Here is a 13,723-nt window from a genome sequence, read left to right as displayed (position 1 = left end):
CACCCGACTGATGGACACCACCGCGGCGAAGCTGGCCGACCTGCGCGAGAAGTTGCGGGTCGCAGAGAACCCCGGGGGCGAGAAGGCCGACGCGAAACGTGCCGCGAAAGGCATCCCGTCGCCGCGTGAGCGGCTCCGGATGTTGTTCGACCCCGGGACGTTCGTGGAGATCGGTCAGCTCGCGAAGTTGTCGGGCAGCGATTCCAGCGGGTATGGCGACGGCGTGGTCACCGGCCACGGACTGGTGAACGGCCGGCCGGTGGCGGCGTTCAGCCACGACCAGACCGTCTTCGGCGGGACCGTCGGCGAGGTCTTCGGCCGCAAGGTGTCGGCGCTCATGGAGTGGGCCGGCAAGATCGGCTGCCCGATGGTCGGCATCAACGACTCCGCGGGCGCGCGCATCCAGGACGCGGTCACCTCGCTGGCGTGGTACGCCGAGATGGGTCGTCGCAACGACCTGTTGTCGGGTCTGGCGCCGCAGGTGTCGGTCATCCTCGGCAAGTGCGCGGGTGGGGCCGTCTACACCCCGGCCAACACCGACGTCCTCGTCGGCGTCAAGGACGCGAGCTACATGTTCGTCACCGGGCCCGACGTCATCAAGCAGACGACGGGTGAGGAGATCGACGCCGAGGATCTCGGTGGCGTCCACAACCAGGCGCGGTGGGGCAACATCCACCATGTCGCCGACACCGAGGCGGAGGCCTTCGCGTGGGTGCGGGAGTACCTGCAGTACATGCCGTCGACGGCGCACGAGATGCCGCCGATCATCAACCCGGGGCTCGAGCCGGAGATCACCGACAGCGACCGGCTGCTCGACGACTTCCTCCCGGACAACGACAACGCCGGATACGACATGCGCGACATCCTCGTCCGCATCTTCGACGACGGCGCGTTCCATGAGGTGTCGGAGATCTTCGCCCCCAACATCCTGACCGGCTACGCGCGTGTCGACGGGCGGTCGGTGGGTGTGGTCGCGAACCAGCCGAGCGTGATGGCCGGTGTCCTCGACACCGACAGCTCGGAGAAGGCGACACGATTCGTCCGGACCTGCAACGTCTTCAACATCCCGCTGGTGTTCGTCGTGGACACGCCGGGCATCCTCCCGGGTGTCGCCGAGGAGGCGAAGGGAACCATCCGCCGGTCGGGCAAGTTCCTCTTCGCCTACGTCGAGGCCGACGTGCCGAAGGTGACCGTGGTGGTGCGCAAGGCTTACGGCGGTGCGTACGCGGTGATGGGGTGCAAGCAGCTCGGTGCCGACATCAACTTCGCGTGGCCGACGGCCAAGATCGCGGTGATGGGCGCGGAGTCGGCGGCGGCGATCCTGACCCGTCGGCAGACCGAGAACGCCACGCCGCACGAGGCGGACAAGATCCGGACCGACTTCATCAACTTCTACAACACGATGATGGCGACGCCGTACCTCGCCGCCGAACGCGGCTACATCGACGCGGTGATCGAACCGTCGCAGACGCGACTGCAGCTGCGGAAGGCGTTGGCGCAGTTGCGCGACAAGGACACCTTCCGCACACCGCGCAAGCATCTGTTGATGCCGATCTAGGTCGGCCCGCCGGTCCCGGCGATCCGACCGCGCGGCGTCACGTCATCAGTTCGTCGACGGTGACGTCGCCGGCCAGCACGGACTCGGCGAGTCCGGCGAGCGGGTGGTCGTTGCGGAAGCCGAACCCGCGCAGGCGCGCGAGGGCGTCGCATCGCTCGATCCGTGCGGCGGTGGCCAGCAGGTCGACGGCCTCCACCACACGCAGACGGCGGGCCAGGGTGTCGGCGACGACAGGGGACCCCTCTCGTCCCGCGACGAAGCGGTCGATCCAGTGGTCGCCGGAGCTGCCGTGCACGAGCCGGTGATCGATGTCGCGGGCGATGGCGACCGCCACGCTCTTGGCGTGTGACTCGACGGCGCCGTCGTCGATCGGGGCGCCGGGTGTGCGCCGCACCAACTGCAGGGCGGCGGGGGTGTCCGTCGGGAGTCGGAGTGCGATCGCGAAGACCGCGCCGACGCCGAGGCGTGCTGCTCCGCGGGCGAGGAACGCCGCGTGGTGGTCGATGACACGGATGGAGTGCAGGTTCGGGGCGGAGTGCAGCCCGCCGCCGTCGCGGAGGGCGTCGGCCACAGGTCCGATCCCGAGGTGGAACTGTTCGTCGTCGATGGCGGTGACCAGAGGGCCTGTCGCGCCGACCAGTCCCCACACGGACTCCAGTGATGTGCCGACCGCGATGGCGACCTCGTCGACGCCGAGTGCTGACGCGGCCTCGTCGCAGGCGACCGACGCGAAGCCGGGGGCGGTCACAGGCGTCGCGCAGACGTCCGCACACGGAGAGTTGCTGGGTACACGGCTGAGCCTCACCCGGTCACGGTGGTCGGCAACCGCATCATGTCCGACAGCGAGCGGGGGAACCGCCGGGGAACTGGGGGACCAGGCCAACGCTACGCCCGTTCTGCGCTGTGACACAGCCGAGCGGGATCGTCTCAGCCCACGAGGGGTGGGCGGGTCGTCCGACAGCAGTGGCAGATGCCGCTCGCCGACGACGTCCCGGTCGTGCCCCTCCCACGGGCGGACGTCAGGCGGCGCGGAGGAGGTCGCCGACGATGGTGGTGGCCTGGGTGAAGCCCTCGGCGAGCCGCACGTCGGGGAACGAACCGAGATAACTCTCGTGCGCTGCGGAGAGCTTCTTCGTCGCATTGTCGATCATCACGACCGGTTTGCCGAGGAGCGCACCGAAGACGGCGGCGTGGAGGCGATCGGTCACCACGACCCGTCCCTGCGAGATCGTGGCGACGGCATCGGCGACTGTCGCCCGGGACTGCCGTTCGAAGGCCCATCGTTGCGCGGGGTAGGTGCTGGCCCGCAGAACACCGATCCTGTGAACGGCCGACTGCAGATGCGTCTGCGCCTGCCATCCCGCGACCCGGCGTAGTCGTGAGGTCCAGTCGGTCATCACCGAGTGCGTGCGCAGCTCGTCGGGAACTGCAGAGGCATGGTGGACGGATTCGCCATCAGTTCGTTTGAGTACGACGACCTCGTGGGCGGTGCCGGCCGAGGGGCTCAGTTCTCCCACTCCGAACGCCATGTCGGGGCAGAAGTGGACGTGGTTGCGCGGGAACGCACCGCGCGCCCGCCGGTAGGTCCTGTCGTCGCGAGCCAGGAGATGCAGGTCGGGGTGCTTCGCGTACACACTCTGGGTGCGCTGCAGCGCCGTGTCGGTGGAGTAGTCCATCGATTGAGGCAGGGCGACGATGGTTCGGTCCGGATGGCGCTGCACCATGCGTTCGCGGAAGAGCTGATGGCGGTCGTATCGATCGCCCCAGTTGCCGCCACCGTGCAACAGCAGCGGCCCGCGCGGGCACCGCCGGGCGAGGAGTTCGTCGTCGTGGGTGTGCAGTGCCCTGACGTAGCCGATCCGTACCCCGAGGATGCGTGCGTATTCGAGCTCGCCGCGATAGATCAGGGCGTCGCCGGCGTTCAGGTGGGCCGGGAAGTCCAGCAGTGTGTCCGGCGGATCTGGTGCCGACCGGCTCAGCGTGCGGTCATGGCCACGTGAGGCGACCACCCTGGAAGTTCTGGGCGAACTGCTTCCCGATCCGGTACTCGTCGGACGTGGGCAGGCCGAGCTTCCCGCCGGGCCCCTTCGCGGCGGCGTACTTGTTCAGGATCTCGCCCCACACCGGATGCGTGCCGGTGTCGGCTCCGTAGTAGATGTTGCCGCCCTGGAAGAACTGCTTGCGGCCCTTGCCCGATGCGTCGATCTCGTCGGTGGTGGGCCAGCCCAGGGGTCCGCGCTCGAAGCGCAGCACACCCCACTTGACCCGGATGGCTCCACCGATCTGATGGGCGACGCCCCCGGTCACGTCGGCCTTCCAGTAGAACGCCGTGTCCGCGGCGAATCTCTGGAACCGGCCTCGATCGGCGGCGGGCAGTTCGTTCGTCGTGGGGGCGCCCCACTTCTCCTGACCGCCGGTCGCCGTGTACGCGTCGAGGATCCGACCGCCGACCGTGAAGTCTCCGATGGTGACGTCGGCGGAGGCGACCGCCGGCTGTCCGACGCAGACCGCGGCTGCCGCCGTCACGGCGACGGCCACTGTGGAGAAACGCTGTCTGATCCGCATCGCAGTCCTGTCGCTCGTGTCCGGTGGCGTCATCGCTCGTGTGCACGGTACCGAGGCCGCTCGGACATCTGTCATGGACGTCGTCTTGGGTCCCGTCACATGCAGGGCCGCCGCGGCCGGACACCGTTCCCGGTCCTCAACGAATGTTGCCCCCGACGTCCCGTCGCCGGGCTACCGTGCTGCCAGGCCGCACGGCGACCGGGAAGGATCCATGTCGCGCACCCGCCAGCTCAGCGCATTCGTCGTCATCTGCCTGTGTGAACTGCTGATCGTCCTCGACATGACGATCATCAACGTCGCGCTCCCGCAGATCGGCCTCGAGCTGCGCACCAGCATCACCGGGCTGCAATGGATCGTCGACGCCTACACGCTGACGTTCTCCGGGTTCCTGCTCGCCTTCGGCAACCTCGGCGACCGCTACGGCCGCAAGCGGATGCTCGTCGGCGGCATCGCCGGCCTCGGGCTCTCGTCGGTGATCGGTGCCGTCGCGACCGACCAGGCGTGGGTGCTCGTGTCCCGGGCGCTGATGGGTGTCTTCGCCGCCGCGGTCCTCCCCGCGACCCTGGCGATCATCACGGCGATCTTCCCCGATCGCAAGGAGAAGTCGCTGGCCATCGGCATCTGGTCGTCGATCGCCGGCGTCGCCGTGGCCATCGGCCCGATCTCCGGTGGATGGCTGCTCACGCACTTCTCCTGGCACTCGGTGTTCTGGCTGAACGTCCCGGTCGCCGTCCTCGCCGTCGTCGCCGCGACGCTGATCGTGCCCGACTCGAAGGCCTCGCGCGTCGGACCGCTCGACTGGCCGGGCGTCGTGCTGTCGGTGGCGGGCATCTCGATCGGCGTCTTCGCGATCATCGAGGGCCCGCACTACGGGTGGCTGTCGCCGATCACGCTCCTGGGGTTCGCCGCCTCGATCGTGCTTCTGGTCCTGTTCGTGCGCCGTGAGCTGACGACGACCTCGCCCGTCCTCGACATGCGCCTGTTCCGGATCCGCCCGTTCGCACTGCCCGCGTTGGCCATCGCCGTCGGATACTTCAGCCTGTTCGGGTTCCTGTTCCTCATCACGCAGTACTTCCAGGGGGTCCGGGAGTACTCGCCGTTGGCGTTCGGCATCGCGACGCTGCCGTTCGCGGCCGCCCTCGCCGTCTCGGCCCCGACGGCAACGATCATCGCCCAGCGCGTGGGCACCATGCCGCCGCTCGTGCTCGGGCTGGTCCTCATCGGGGCGGGGCTGCTCGTCGGCGGTCAGGTGACGCTCGACAGTTCGTATCTCGCGCTGATCCTGCCGGCGATGCTGCTCCTCGCCGTCGGCATCGCGATCATCCAGGGTCCGGCGACGGAGTCGATCATGTCGTCGGTGCCCGCCGACGAGGCCGGCGCCGGGTCGGCGGTCAACGACACGACCCGGGAGATCGGCGGAACACTGGGCGTCGCGATCATCGGGTCGATCACCAGCTCGTACTACCTGAGCCACGTCCGGGGACTGGTCGACGGGATCCCCGCCGGGCTGATGAGCGCCCGGGACAAGGAGTACGCCCGGTCGAGCGTGTTGAGTGTCATCGGCATCCGCGACCGCCCGGTCCCCCCGATGTTCGAGTCCAGCCGCGAGGCGCTCATCGAACAGATCAAACAGGCTGCGCTGACCGGCTCGGCCTACGCCTCCTACGTCGCGGCCGGCGCCGTCTTCGTCTGCGCGGTCGTCGTCGCCGTCATGCTCCCGCGTCGCTACCGGACGTCGGGGATCATCGGCGACCAGGTCGCCGCCCTCGAGGCCGAGAGCCCCACACCGCCGGATGAGCCGCCCGCCGAGGCGCCGACGGTCGACGTCACCACCACCGGCGAGGGGGCAGACCGATGAGCATCGTCGCGGTCACCGGTGCGACGAGTGACTTCGCCGCGGCGATCCTCCCGATGTTGCTGGCCGACGACGAGGTCGACCGCGTCGTCGGGCTGGGACGGCGGGCCGCGCGGGTGACTCACCCCAAGCTGTCGATGGTCCCGCTCGACATGCGCGATCCCGCAGTGGAATCGGTGTTCGCGGGATGTGACACCGTCATCCACCTCGCGTTCGTCGTCGAGGAGCAGCGCGACAAGGAGGCCTCCCGCGACGTCAACGTGCGCGGTTCGATGAACGTCGTCGACTGTGCGTACCGGGCCGGCGTGCGGCGCATGGTGATCGCCTCCAGTGCCAGCGCCCATGGGAGTCACGACATCCCGGTCCCCGTCACCGAGGACGTCTTCCCGACCGCTGATCCGCGGCGCTACTACTTCGCCGACAAGGCCGAGGTCGAGCATTTCGTGGAGTGGTGGTTGCGTCGTCACCCCGGTGAGATGGCGATCTCGTTGCTGCGCCCCACCTTCGTGGTGGGCGCCGACATCGCCAACGACGCGATCGACATGCTCACCGGACCGGCGATCGCCTTCCCCGATCCGACGGAGTCGCGCTACCAGTTCCTGAGCCAGGACGATCTCGCCTCCGCGTTCTGCCTCGCGGCCGGTCGGGACCTGATCGGGCCCTTCAACATCGCGCCCCGCGATCACACGACGACCGTCGAACTCGCTGCGCTCCAGGGACAGTTCCTCCGCGCGGTCCCGCGTCGCCTGCTCCGGCTCGGGGCGGACGCGGGATATCTGCTGCGCCTGCTGCCGTTCTCGTCGCACTGGATCTCCGACGGCGAGGCGGCCCTGGACCCGGACCTGTTCTGCCGCACCACGGGATGGGAGCCGACGGCCCGGTCGACCGAGATGGCCGCGGCGATGATCCTGCTGCGGGGTCGCCCGTTGTTCGGTGACGCCACGGTCGTCCCGACCGGTCACGCCGCCGAGGTGGCCCTGGGACCCGCCACGAGGCGCCTCCGGGCGTGGGCCACCGCGGACCCCGAGATCGCCGCACTCGTCGGAGACGTCTCGTCGACGGTCGCAGGCGTCGAGCACGTCGCGGTCGACTCGCCGGTCGGTGGTCTGCACGTCGAGGTGCACCGGCCGGCGACGACCTCCGCCCTCGCCGTCGTCGCGGTCCCACGCGGGATGCACGCGCGACACCTCACACCGATGGCCGCGCGGCTCGCGCGGTCGGGTGTCGCTGTCGCACTGGTGGATCCGCCCGGTCACGGGTTGTCGACAGGTCGTCGCGGCACCCGCCGAGGACACGCCGCTGCGCTGGCGGCGGTCGTGTCCGCACGAGTCGTCGATGCTCCCGAGACGATCGTGGTCGCCTCCGGGAACGGGCGTGCCGGCGGCACGCTCCGATCGGTGCCGGGCACCGATCGCCTCGTCGGCTCACGGTCCGGGTGGCGGTTGCCGTGGATGGGACGGCGGATGCGGGGCCGCGGTCGGTCGATCACCCCGACGACCACCCTCGACGGCGGGTCGCTGCGCACCGGGACCGGCCAGTCCCGGGCCGCGGATGCCGTCCTGGCCCGGGTCACCTCGGTCACGCCCTCGCAGAGCGTCCCAGCCACCGGAGGGTGAAGTCGCGTTCGGTGTCGAACCCGGTGGCGGTCTCCGCGACGAGCATCTTCTCCACCATCGGGCCGACGACGGCGAGCGAGCTGCTCACCGTGCCGGCGAAGTGCATCTCGCAGGACGCCTCGCCCGTCGCGACGAGCCGCACGTCGGCGGTCACCTCGGCCGGCAGCCCCTCGGCACGGGAGTGGAAGGTCCCGACTGCCTCGTCTCCTCGACGCGGTAGCCATGTCTCCGTGCAGATCACCGACACCGAGGACGGTGCGAACCGCTTCAGCGCCCGCGGCACCGAGCTGCTCTCGATCCGTTGCCGCACGACGGCGACGAACCTGTCGGTCTCGTCGTCCGTGCCGTCGCCGGCGGGGGAGAACCGGATCGCCTCGCCCCCACCGGCATCCATCCCGGTGGCGCGGTCGGTCCAGTACGCGGTGTCGGTGAGTGTGGCGTACAGCAGATCCAGCGGGACCGGGTACGGCTGCGTGTGGCGGACCTCGGTCGGCATCGCGTCAGACCGTGACGCGCTCGGACGGTCCGTTCACCTCGTCGAGGTCGTCGCTGTCGACACCGGCGGCTTCCGCCGATCCGACCGCGCCGGCGCTGTAGTCGGTGCCGTCACCGGACTCGTCCATCGGGGGGAGGTGCCGCGACAGGGCGTCGACGGCCCGGTCGAGTTGCGCGTGGGTGTGTTCGGTCTGGACACACAACCGCAGCATGGCCCGGTTCTGCGGGACCGCGGGGAACATCGCCGTGGCGGCGAAGATGCCCTCGTCGAAGAGGCGGCGCCACGTGTTGGACACGCGGAGTTCGGTGTAGCAGAAGGCCGGGACGATCGGCGAGACCACCTCGGTGCCGTCCGGGAGGACCGACGGCTCGACCGTGGGCACGCCCGCCGCGACGAGGCCGTCGCGGAGATAGCGGGCGTTCGCCAGCGTCCGCGCCCCACGTTCGCGTCCCTCGTCGGTCTGCATGAGGCGTACCGAGGCCAGGGCCGCACCGAGTGAGGCGGGCACCGCGGCGGTGGTGAACAGGAACGTGCGGGCATGTGCGCGGAGGGCGTCGACGATGTCCCGGTTGCCGCAGACGAACCCGCCGGTGGAGCCGAGACCCTTCGACATCGAGCCCATGCGGACGTCGATGCGCTTCTCGACGCCGTAGAGCTCCGCGGCGCCGGTGCGGCGCTCGCCCAGCGAGGCGACGCTGTGCGCCTCGTCGACCATCAGTGCGGCGTCGTGCTTCTCGCAGACGTCGGCGATCTGGTGGAGCGGTGCGAGGTCACCCTCCATCGAGTAGAGGCCGTCGACGACGACGAGTTTCGCGCCCACCGACCGGCTCAGCCGCTCGTCGAGCTGTGCGGCGTTGTTGTGCCGGAAGGCCCGGATCTTGGCCCGCGACAGTCGTGCGGCGTCGTAGATCGACGCGTGGGCGGCCGAGTCGACGATCACGGTGTCCCCGACGCCCACGAGTGCGGAGATCGCGCCGAGATTCGCCTGATACCCGGTGGTGAAGGTCAGGGCGCTCTTCGTGCCGTGCCACGCGGCGAGCTCCGCCTCGAGCTGCACGTGCAGATCGATGGTGCCGTTGAGCAGGCGCGACCCGGTGACCGTGGTGCCGTAGTGCCGCAGCGCGCGTTCGGCACCCTCGCGCACGACCGGGTGATCGGCCATGCCGAGATAGTTGTTCGACCCGAGCATCACGCATTCCCGACCCTCGACCTGCACCGTCGGCGCGTTGACCCCGTTCATCACCCGGTAGAACGGCAGCTGGTCGCTGTCGCGCATCACGCGGTAGGCCCAGATGCGCTTGTCGTGGCGGATGCGGTCGAGGATCAGCTGTGACGGCACGGACATCACTCCTGGCGAGAGGACGATCGGGTGTCGGCCGGGCATGGCTTGCCGTGACCGCGGACGCTTCACGTGACCACGGTGACGTGGATCTCGGCCACTGTCGTCGTCGCCTTGAGCACCCGTCACAACACATCCTCAACGGATGTGTAAAACGTCTCGGGAAACGCTCTCCCCGTCGTTCGCTGTGTTACCCATCACAGTGCGCGCCGACGTTCCCGGCGCGTCTCGACGATGGGGGATGCGATGACGACGACGGCCGACCGTTCGACGGACGCGGCCCCCGAACTCGACAGCCCGCTGCTCCGGCCGGCGCGCGAGGCACTCCGTCGGCGGCTCCCGCGCCTGTCCGAGTGGTTCGCGACGACCTCCCTCGCCGAGCGCGAGGCCCGCGACAACGACGGGCTCGCCGTGTTCCGTCTGGCCGGTGGTGCGCGGCTCATCGTGCCGGAGGAGATCAGCGGGTCGGGGGTCGGCGCCGTCGAGGCGCTGCAGGTCCAGCGGGCGGTCGGGGCGGCGTCGCCGTCGCTGGCCGTCGCGACGGTCATGCACCACCTGTCGATCGCGACGATCGTGCAGATCGCGCAGGAGGGCCCCGAGGAGGACCTCGCGCTGCTGCAGAGCGTCGTCGAACAGGACTCGTTGATCGCGTCGGCGTTCGCCGAGGGACGCGTCGGAGGCAGCACGCTGGTGCCGACGGTCTCCGCGGTCTACGACGACGAGACCGGCGACTACGTCGTGACCGGGAGCAAGAAGCCGTGCAGCATGGCGAGGTCGATGACCTTTCTCGCGGCCAGTCTCGACGCGAAGGAGTCCGAGGACGGCCGGGGTCGCAAGGCGGTGGGCCTCATCCCCGCGCAGATGCCGGGTGTCTCGGTGCGACCGTTCTGGACCTCGCCGATCCTGGCCGGGGCGGAGAGCGAGGAGGTGGTGCTCGACGGGGTCCGCGTGCCTGCCGCGCTGATGATGATCGGCACCCTTCAGGACCCCGACGGCATCCACGAGATGACCGGGTTCCTGTGGTTCGGACTGCTGGCCGCGGCGGGCTACATCGGCGCGGCCAGCACGTTGGTGGAACGGGTGCTCGTCCATCCCCGGGCGGACGCGTCGGTCTATGTGCCGCTCGCGGCGGAACTCGAGTCGGCGATGGCGGCGGTGCTCGGTATCGCGGCGTCGTACGACGCGGGGGAGCGGGGCCCCGAGATCTCCGCGCGGCTCCTCTTCGTCCGCACCGCCCTGCGGACGGCGTTGCAGCGGGTGGCATCGGGGGCGATGACAGCCCTCGGGGGCATCGCCTTCATCACCGATCCCGACGTCGCCTACCTCGGCTCCGTGCTGCAGGCGTTCTCGTACCACCCGCCGTCGATCACCGAGACGCAGCGCTCGCTGTTCGACCACCATCGCGGGGAACCGTTCAGGCTGGCCTGATCCACCCGCTCACCGACCCGTCACGGTCGGGGAATGCCACCGTCGGTGGTGGAGTCGGCGGGGATCCGCAACGCCGACAGCAGATCCCGATAGAGCGGACTCGAGTCGAGCAGCTCCGCGTGAGTCCCCTCGGCCACGAGGCGGCCGTCCTGCAGCACGACGATCCGGTCGGCGTCGACGACCGTCGAGAGGCGGTGGGCGATGGTGATGACCAGTCCGGTGCGCGCATGGTCGACGATCGCGTCGTGGATCGCGCTCTCCGTCAACGCATCCACCTGTGCCGTGGCCTCGTCGAGGAGCAGCACGGGCCGTCTGGCCAACAGCGCCCGGGCCACGGCGACGCGCTGTCGCTGACCACCCGACAACGAGGTCGGGGAGACCGCTGCGTCGAGGCCACCGGGCAGCTCGCGCACCAGGCGACCCAGCGACAGCCGTTCGAGCACCTCCATCATCTCCGCGTCCGTGGCATCGGTGTTGATCAGTCGCAGGTTCTCGCGGAGCGTCCCCGGGATGAGGGGCGACTCCTGCTCCACATAGGCGAAGTGGGTGCGGGTGTTCGATGCGGGCACCTCGGAGTAGGCGGTCGTGCCCAGTCGCAGCTCCCCGCTGTCCGGTTCGAGGAAGCGCAGCAGCAACGACAGCAGGGTGGTCTTGCCCGCCCCGGACGGGCCGATGAGTGCGACGTGCCCGCGGCTCGGCATGCGGAGGTCGATACCGGTGAGGACGGGGTCACCACCGGGGTAGGCGGCGTGGACACCGCGCAGCAGCATCCCCGACCCGTCGCCGACGGGATGGACGTCGGTCGACGGCGTCGAGGGGTCGAGCGAGGTGGGGCGTTCGGACTCCGAGGGCATCGCGTCGATCTGCCGGATCCGACGGGCGGCCGCGAGACCCGCCTGCAGCCCGGTGAGGCTGGTGCTGAGCTGGCCGATGGGATCGCCGATCTGGAAGGCGTACAGCAGGAACGCGACCAGCGTCGAGACGGTCATCGCGCCGTCGGCGACGCGGACGGCGCCGACCGCGAGGATGACGAGGATCGACACCTGCACACCGGTCCACGACGTGGTGATCGCTGTCGCCTGGCGGCGCACCGCCCGCATGTTCAGGTCACGGGAGCGTTCGGCGATCGAGTCGAGCCGGGTCCGGACGCGTTCCTCGGCGCTCGCAGCCTTGATCGACTTGATCGCACGCAGGTTTCCGTCGAGTTCGGCGCCGAGCTCACCGACCGCGGCCTGTGCCCGTTCCTGCGAGTGCGCGATCGCCGGAAGCAGTTTCCCGAAGAGCACTGAGACGACGATGACGGCGACGACGGTGATCAGGACGAGCGTGGTGTCGAGCGTGGCCATGAGCACCAGGGCGCCGACCAGCATGACGACGCCGTTGACGCCGCCGACGATGCTCGACGACGCGGCGTCCCGGAGCAGGAGCGAGTCGGAGGTGACGCGGGTGACGAGCTCCCCGACCGGGCTCCTCTGCAGCGGCGTGAGACGGGCGTAGAGGAACCGCAGGTTCATCCTGCGTCGGGCGTCGTAGACGACACCCTCCGACAGCCTGCCCAGCGCGACCATCTGCCACCACTGCGCGAGCGCCCCGACGAGGACGAGGACCACCAGGATCGCGATCGGCGCGACCATCCCGTCCCGGCCGTCGACCGAGTCGAGGATGTGCTTCGTCGCCAGCGGCGTCCCGAGGCGGGCCGCCGATCCCACCAGACCCGCCAGCGTGGCCAGTCCGAAGAGCGGCAATCGCGGCCGGATGAGCTCCCACAGCAGGCGCGTACGGGGTTCGTCGGACTCCGGGGCGGTCCCCGCCCCCGTGGATGGTTCGCCCATGCGACGAGAGTTTTCCAGACGCCCGAACGGTGGCCGCGGAGCGTCGGCGGCGTCGGTCGCTACCCGCGACGGTCGAGGCCGTGCAGCTCGCGCAGGCGCGCGTTGTAGGCGGCCAGGGCGGCCTCGTCGTCGTCCATGTCGGCGTCGACGGAGGGGTCGTCGCCCCCCAACGTCGCGTCGCGGCGGGCGTTGTCCAGCCATGAACTGCGCCGAGGGGTCGACGGGTCGCGGGTGCGGTCGCTGCGGATCCACTGCCCGGCCACCACCAGCAGGAGCAGCATCATCAGGCCGTCGCCGCCGAACCACATGATCGCGCCGGCCAGCGACTGGTCGGCCAGGGGATCGGGACCCCACCCGATCCGCGACTGCGCGTAGGCGGGCGCGATCTGCGTGCCGGTCAGCATCAGCACCACCCCGACGAGCGTGTCCGGCCCCATGGCGATGAGCAGCGTGACGAACCGGACGGGATACGACAGGTCGTGTCCGCTGATCTCGCTGCCGATGCAGGGCAGGAGGAACAGGTAGCCGGTGACGAGGTACACGACCGTCTCGGTCTCGTGTATCCACATGTGCTCGCTCATGGCCTGCTGGAAGCCGGTCAGATGGGTACCGACGAGGACCGCCACGTACAGCGGCACCGTGAACGCCGGTGAGGTGAGGAAGCGGGTCACCGGGAACGCGAGCACCGCACGGATGCGACGGGCGCCGGCGTCCGACGACGCCTCGACCGCGAGCCGGATCGGCTGCGCGAGCACCAGCAGCAACGGGATCACCATGATGAGGAGCAGGTGCACGATCATGTGCACCGAGAACAGGTGGTGCGAGAACGCCGCCATCGGCGAGTTGAGCACCTGCACCAGCAGCGCCACCGCCGCCAGGAGTGCTGCGATCCGGCCGAGCGGCCAGCGGCGCACACGGACCACGCCCACCGCATAGGCCACGACGGCGACGGCGATCACGGCCCACCACACCCAGGTGACGGTCCAGTCCGTGAGGAGGTCCGGTCGCTGCATCGGCATCACGCGTCCAGTATG

At 69.9% G+C, this 13,723-nt stretch carries 11 protein-coding genes; 4 read left to right on the top strand and 7 right to left on the bottom strand.

The window, feature by feature from the left end; genetic code table 11:
* Positions 1-7 precede the first annotated feature (7 nt).
* Positions 8-1,558, top strand: a complete 1,551-nt coding sequence (locus tag ACXVUM_RS06335) for an acyl-CoA carboxylase subunit beta (RefSeq protein WP_458522801.1) — start codon at positions 8-10, stop codon at positions 1,556-1,558.
* A 37-nt stretch (positions 1,559-1,595) separates the two neighbouring features.
* Here ACXVUM_RS06335 and ACXVUM_RS06330 read toward each other — a convergent pair whose 3' ends face one another.
* The 3 genes from ACXVUM_RS06330 to ACXVUM_RS06320 form a co-directional block, all read right to left on the bottom strand.
* On the bottom strand, positions 1,596-2,306 hold the full coding sequence (locus ACXVUM_RS06330) for a hypothetical protein (protein WP_458520984.1): 711 nt from the start codon (positions 2,304-2,306) through the stop codon (positions 1,596-1,598).
* Between the two features lie 271 nt (positions 2,307-2,577).
* Positions 2,578-3,567, bottom strand: coding sequence for a polysaccharide pyruvyl transferase family protein (locus ACXVUM_RS06325; RefSeq protein ID WP_458520983.1), 990 nt, complete (start codon positions 3,565-3,567; stop codon positions 2,578-2,580).
* The gene (locus ACXVUM_RS06320) at positions 3,545-4,123 is read right to left on the bottom strand and encodes an LGFP repeat-containing protein (RefSeq protein WP_458520982.1); all 579 of its coding nucleotides are present in this window, start codon (positions 4,121-4,123) and stop codon (positions 3,545-3,547) included. Before ACXVUM_RS06320 ends, ACXVUM_RS06325 begins: the two co-directional genes overlap by 23 nt.
* Positions 4,124-4,334: 211 nt before the next feature.
* On the opposite strand from ACXVUM_RS06320, the gene ACXVUM_RS06315 reads away from it, so the two are divergent.
* Positions 4,335-5,981, top strand: coding sequence for an MFS transporter (locus ACXVUM_RS06315; RefSeq protein WP_458520981.1), 1,647 nt, complete (start codon positions 4,335-4,337; stop codon positions 5,979-5,981).
* Entirely contained in the window at positions 5,978-7,594 is a 1,617-nt protein-coding gene (locus ACXVUM_RS06310) for an NAD-dependent epimerase/dehydratase family protein (protein WP_458520980.1), read from the top strand. The genes ACXVUM_RS06315 and ACXVUM_RS06310 overlap by 4 nt, the downstream gene beginning before the upstream one ends.
* Here ACXVUM_RS06310 and ACXVUM_RS06305 read toward each other — a convergent pair.
* Positions 7,557-8,090, bottom strand: a complete 534-nt coding sequence (locus ACXVUM_RS06305) for a DUF2505 domain-containing protein (protein WP_458520979.1) — start codon at positions 8,088-8,090, stop codon at positions 7,557-7,559. The two genes, ACXVUM_RS06310 and ACXVUM_RS06305, sit on opposite strands and share 38 nt — an antisense overlap.
* 4 nt (positions 8,091-8,094) lie before the next feature.
* A complete protein-coding gene (locus tag ACXVUM_RS06300) occupies positions 8,095-9,435 on the bottom strand; it encodes an aminotransferase class I/II-fold pyridoxal phosphate-dependent enzyme (protein WP_458520978.1) in 1,341 nt (446 codons plus the stop codon).
* Positions 9,436-9,675: 240 nt separating this feature from the next.
* Here ACXVUM_RS06300 and ACXVUM_RS06295 point away from each other — a divergent pair, with 240 nt between their 5' ends.
* Positions 9,676-10,857 (top strand): acyl-CoA dehydrogenase family protein, encoded by a 1,182-nt coding sequence (locus ACXVUM_RS06295; protein ID WP_458520977.1) that lies wholly within the window; start codon positions 9,676-9,678, stop codon positions 10,855-10,857.
* A 20-nt stretch (positions 10,858-10,877) separates the two neighbouring features.
* Here the strand turns inward: ACXVUM_RS06295 and ACXVUM_RS06290 are convergent, their stop codons facing one another.
* Together ACXVUM_RS06290 and ACXVUM_RS06285 are read right to left on the bottom strand one after the other, a co-directional pair.
* Complete coding sequence (locus ACXVUM_RS06290) at positions 10,878-12,689, bottom strand: ABC transporter ATP-binding protein (RefSeq protein WP_458520976.1); 1,812 nt, start codon at positions 12,687-12,689, stop codon at positions 10,878-10,880.
* Between the two features lie 59 nt (positions 12,690-12,748).
* Positions 12,749-13,708, bottom strand: coding sequence for a cytochrome c oxidase assembly protein (locus ACXVUM_RS06285; protein WP_458522800.1), 960 nt, complete (start codon positions 13,706-13,708; stop codon positions 12,749-12,751).
* Between the last annotated feature and the right edge of the window lie 15 nt (positions 13,709-13,723).

Source organism: Williamsia sp. SKLECPSW1 (genome assembly GCF_054332755.1).
Note: the sequence above shows the minus strand (reverse complement) of the source record. Positions and strands in the feature narration are given on the sequence as shown.

What these genes read in the sequence shown, in the direction of transcription:
- ACXVUM_RS06320 (WP_458520982.1), bottom strand. Translation starts at nt 4,123, where the DNA reads ATGCGGATCAGACAGCGTTTCTCCACAGTGGCCGTCGCCGTGACGGCG.
- ACXVUM_RS06315 (WP_458520981.1), top strand. Translation starts at nt 4,335, where the DNA reads ATGTCGCGCACCCGCCAGCTCAGCGCATTCGTCGTCATCTGCCTGTGT.
- ACXVUM_RS06310 (WP_458520980.1), top strand. Translation starts at nt 5,978, where the DNA reads ATGAGCATCGTCGCGGTCACCGGTGCGACGAGTGACTTCGCCGCGGCG.
- ACXVUM_RS06305 (WP_458520979.1), bottom strand. Translation starts at nt 8,090, where the DNA reads ATGCCGACCGAGGTCCGCCACACGCAGCCGTACCCGGTCCCGCTGGAT.
- ACXVUM_RS06300 (WP_458520978.1), bottom strand. Translation starts at nt 9,435, where the DNA reads ATGTCCGTGCCGTCACAGCTGATCCTCGACCGCATCCGCCACGACAAG.
- ACXVUM_RS06295 (WP_458520977.1), top strand. Translation starts at nt 9,676, where the DNA reads ATGACGACGACGGCCGACCGTTCGACGGACGCGGCCCCCGAACTCGAC.
- ACXVUM_RS06290 (WP_458520976.1), bottom strand. Translation starts at nt 12,689, where the DNA reads ATGGGCGAACCATCCACGGGGGCGGGGACCGCCCCGGAGTCCGACGAA.
- ACXVUM_RS06285 (WP_458522800.1), bottom strand. Translation starts at nt 13,708, where the DNA reads ATGCCGATGCAGCGACCGGACCTCCTCACGGACTGGACCGTCACCTGG.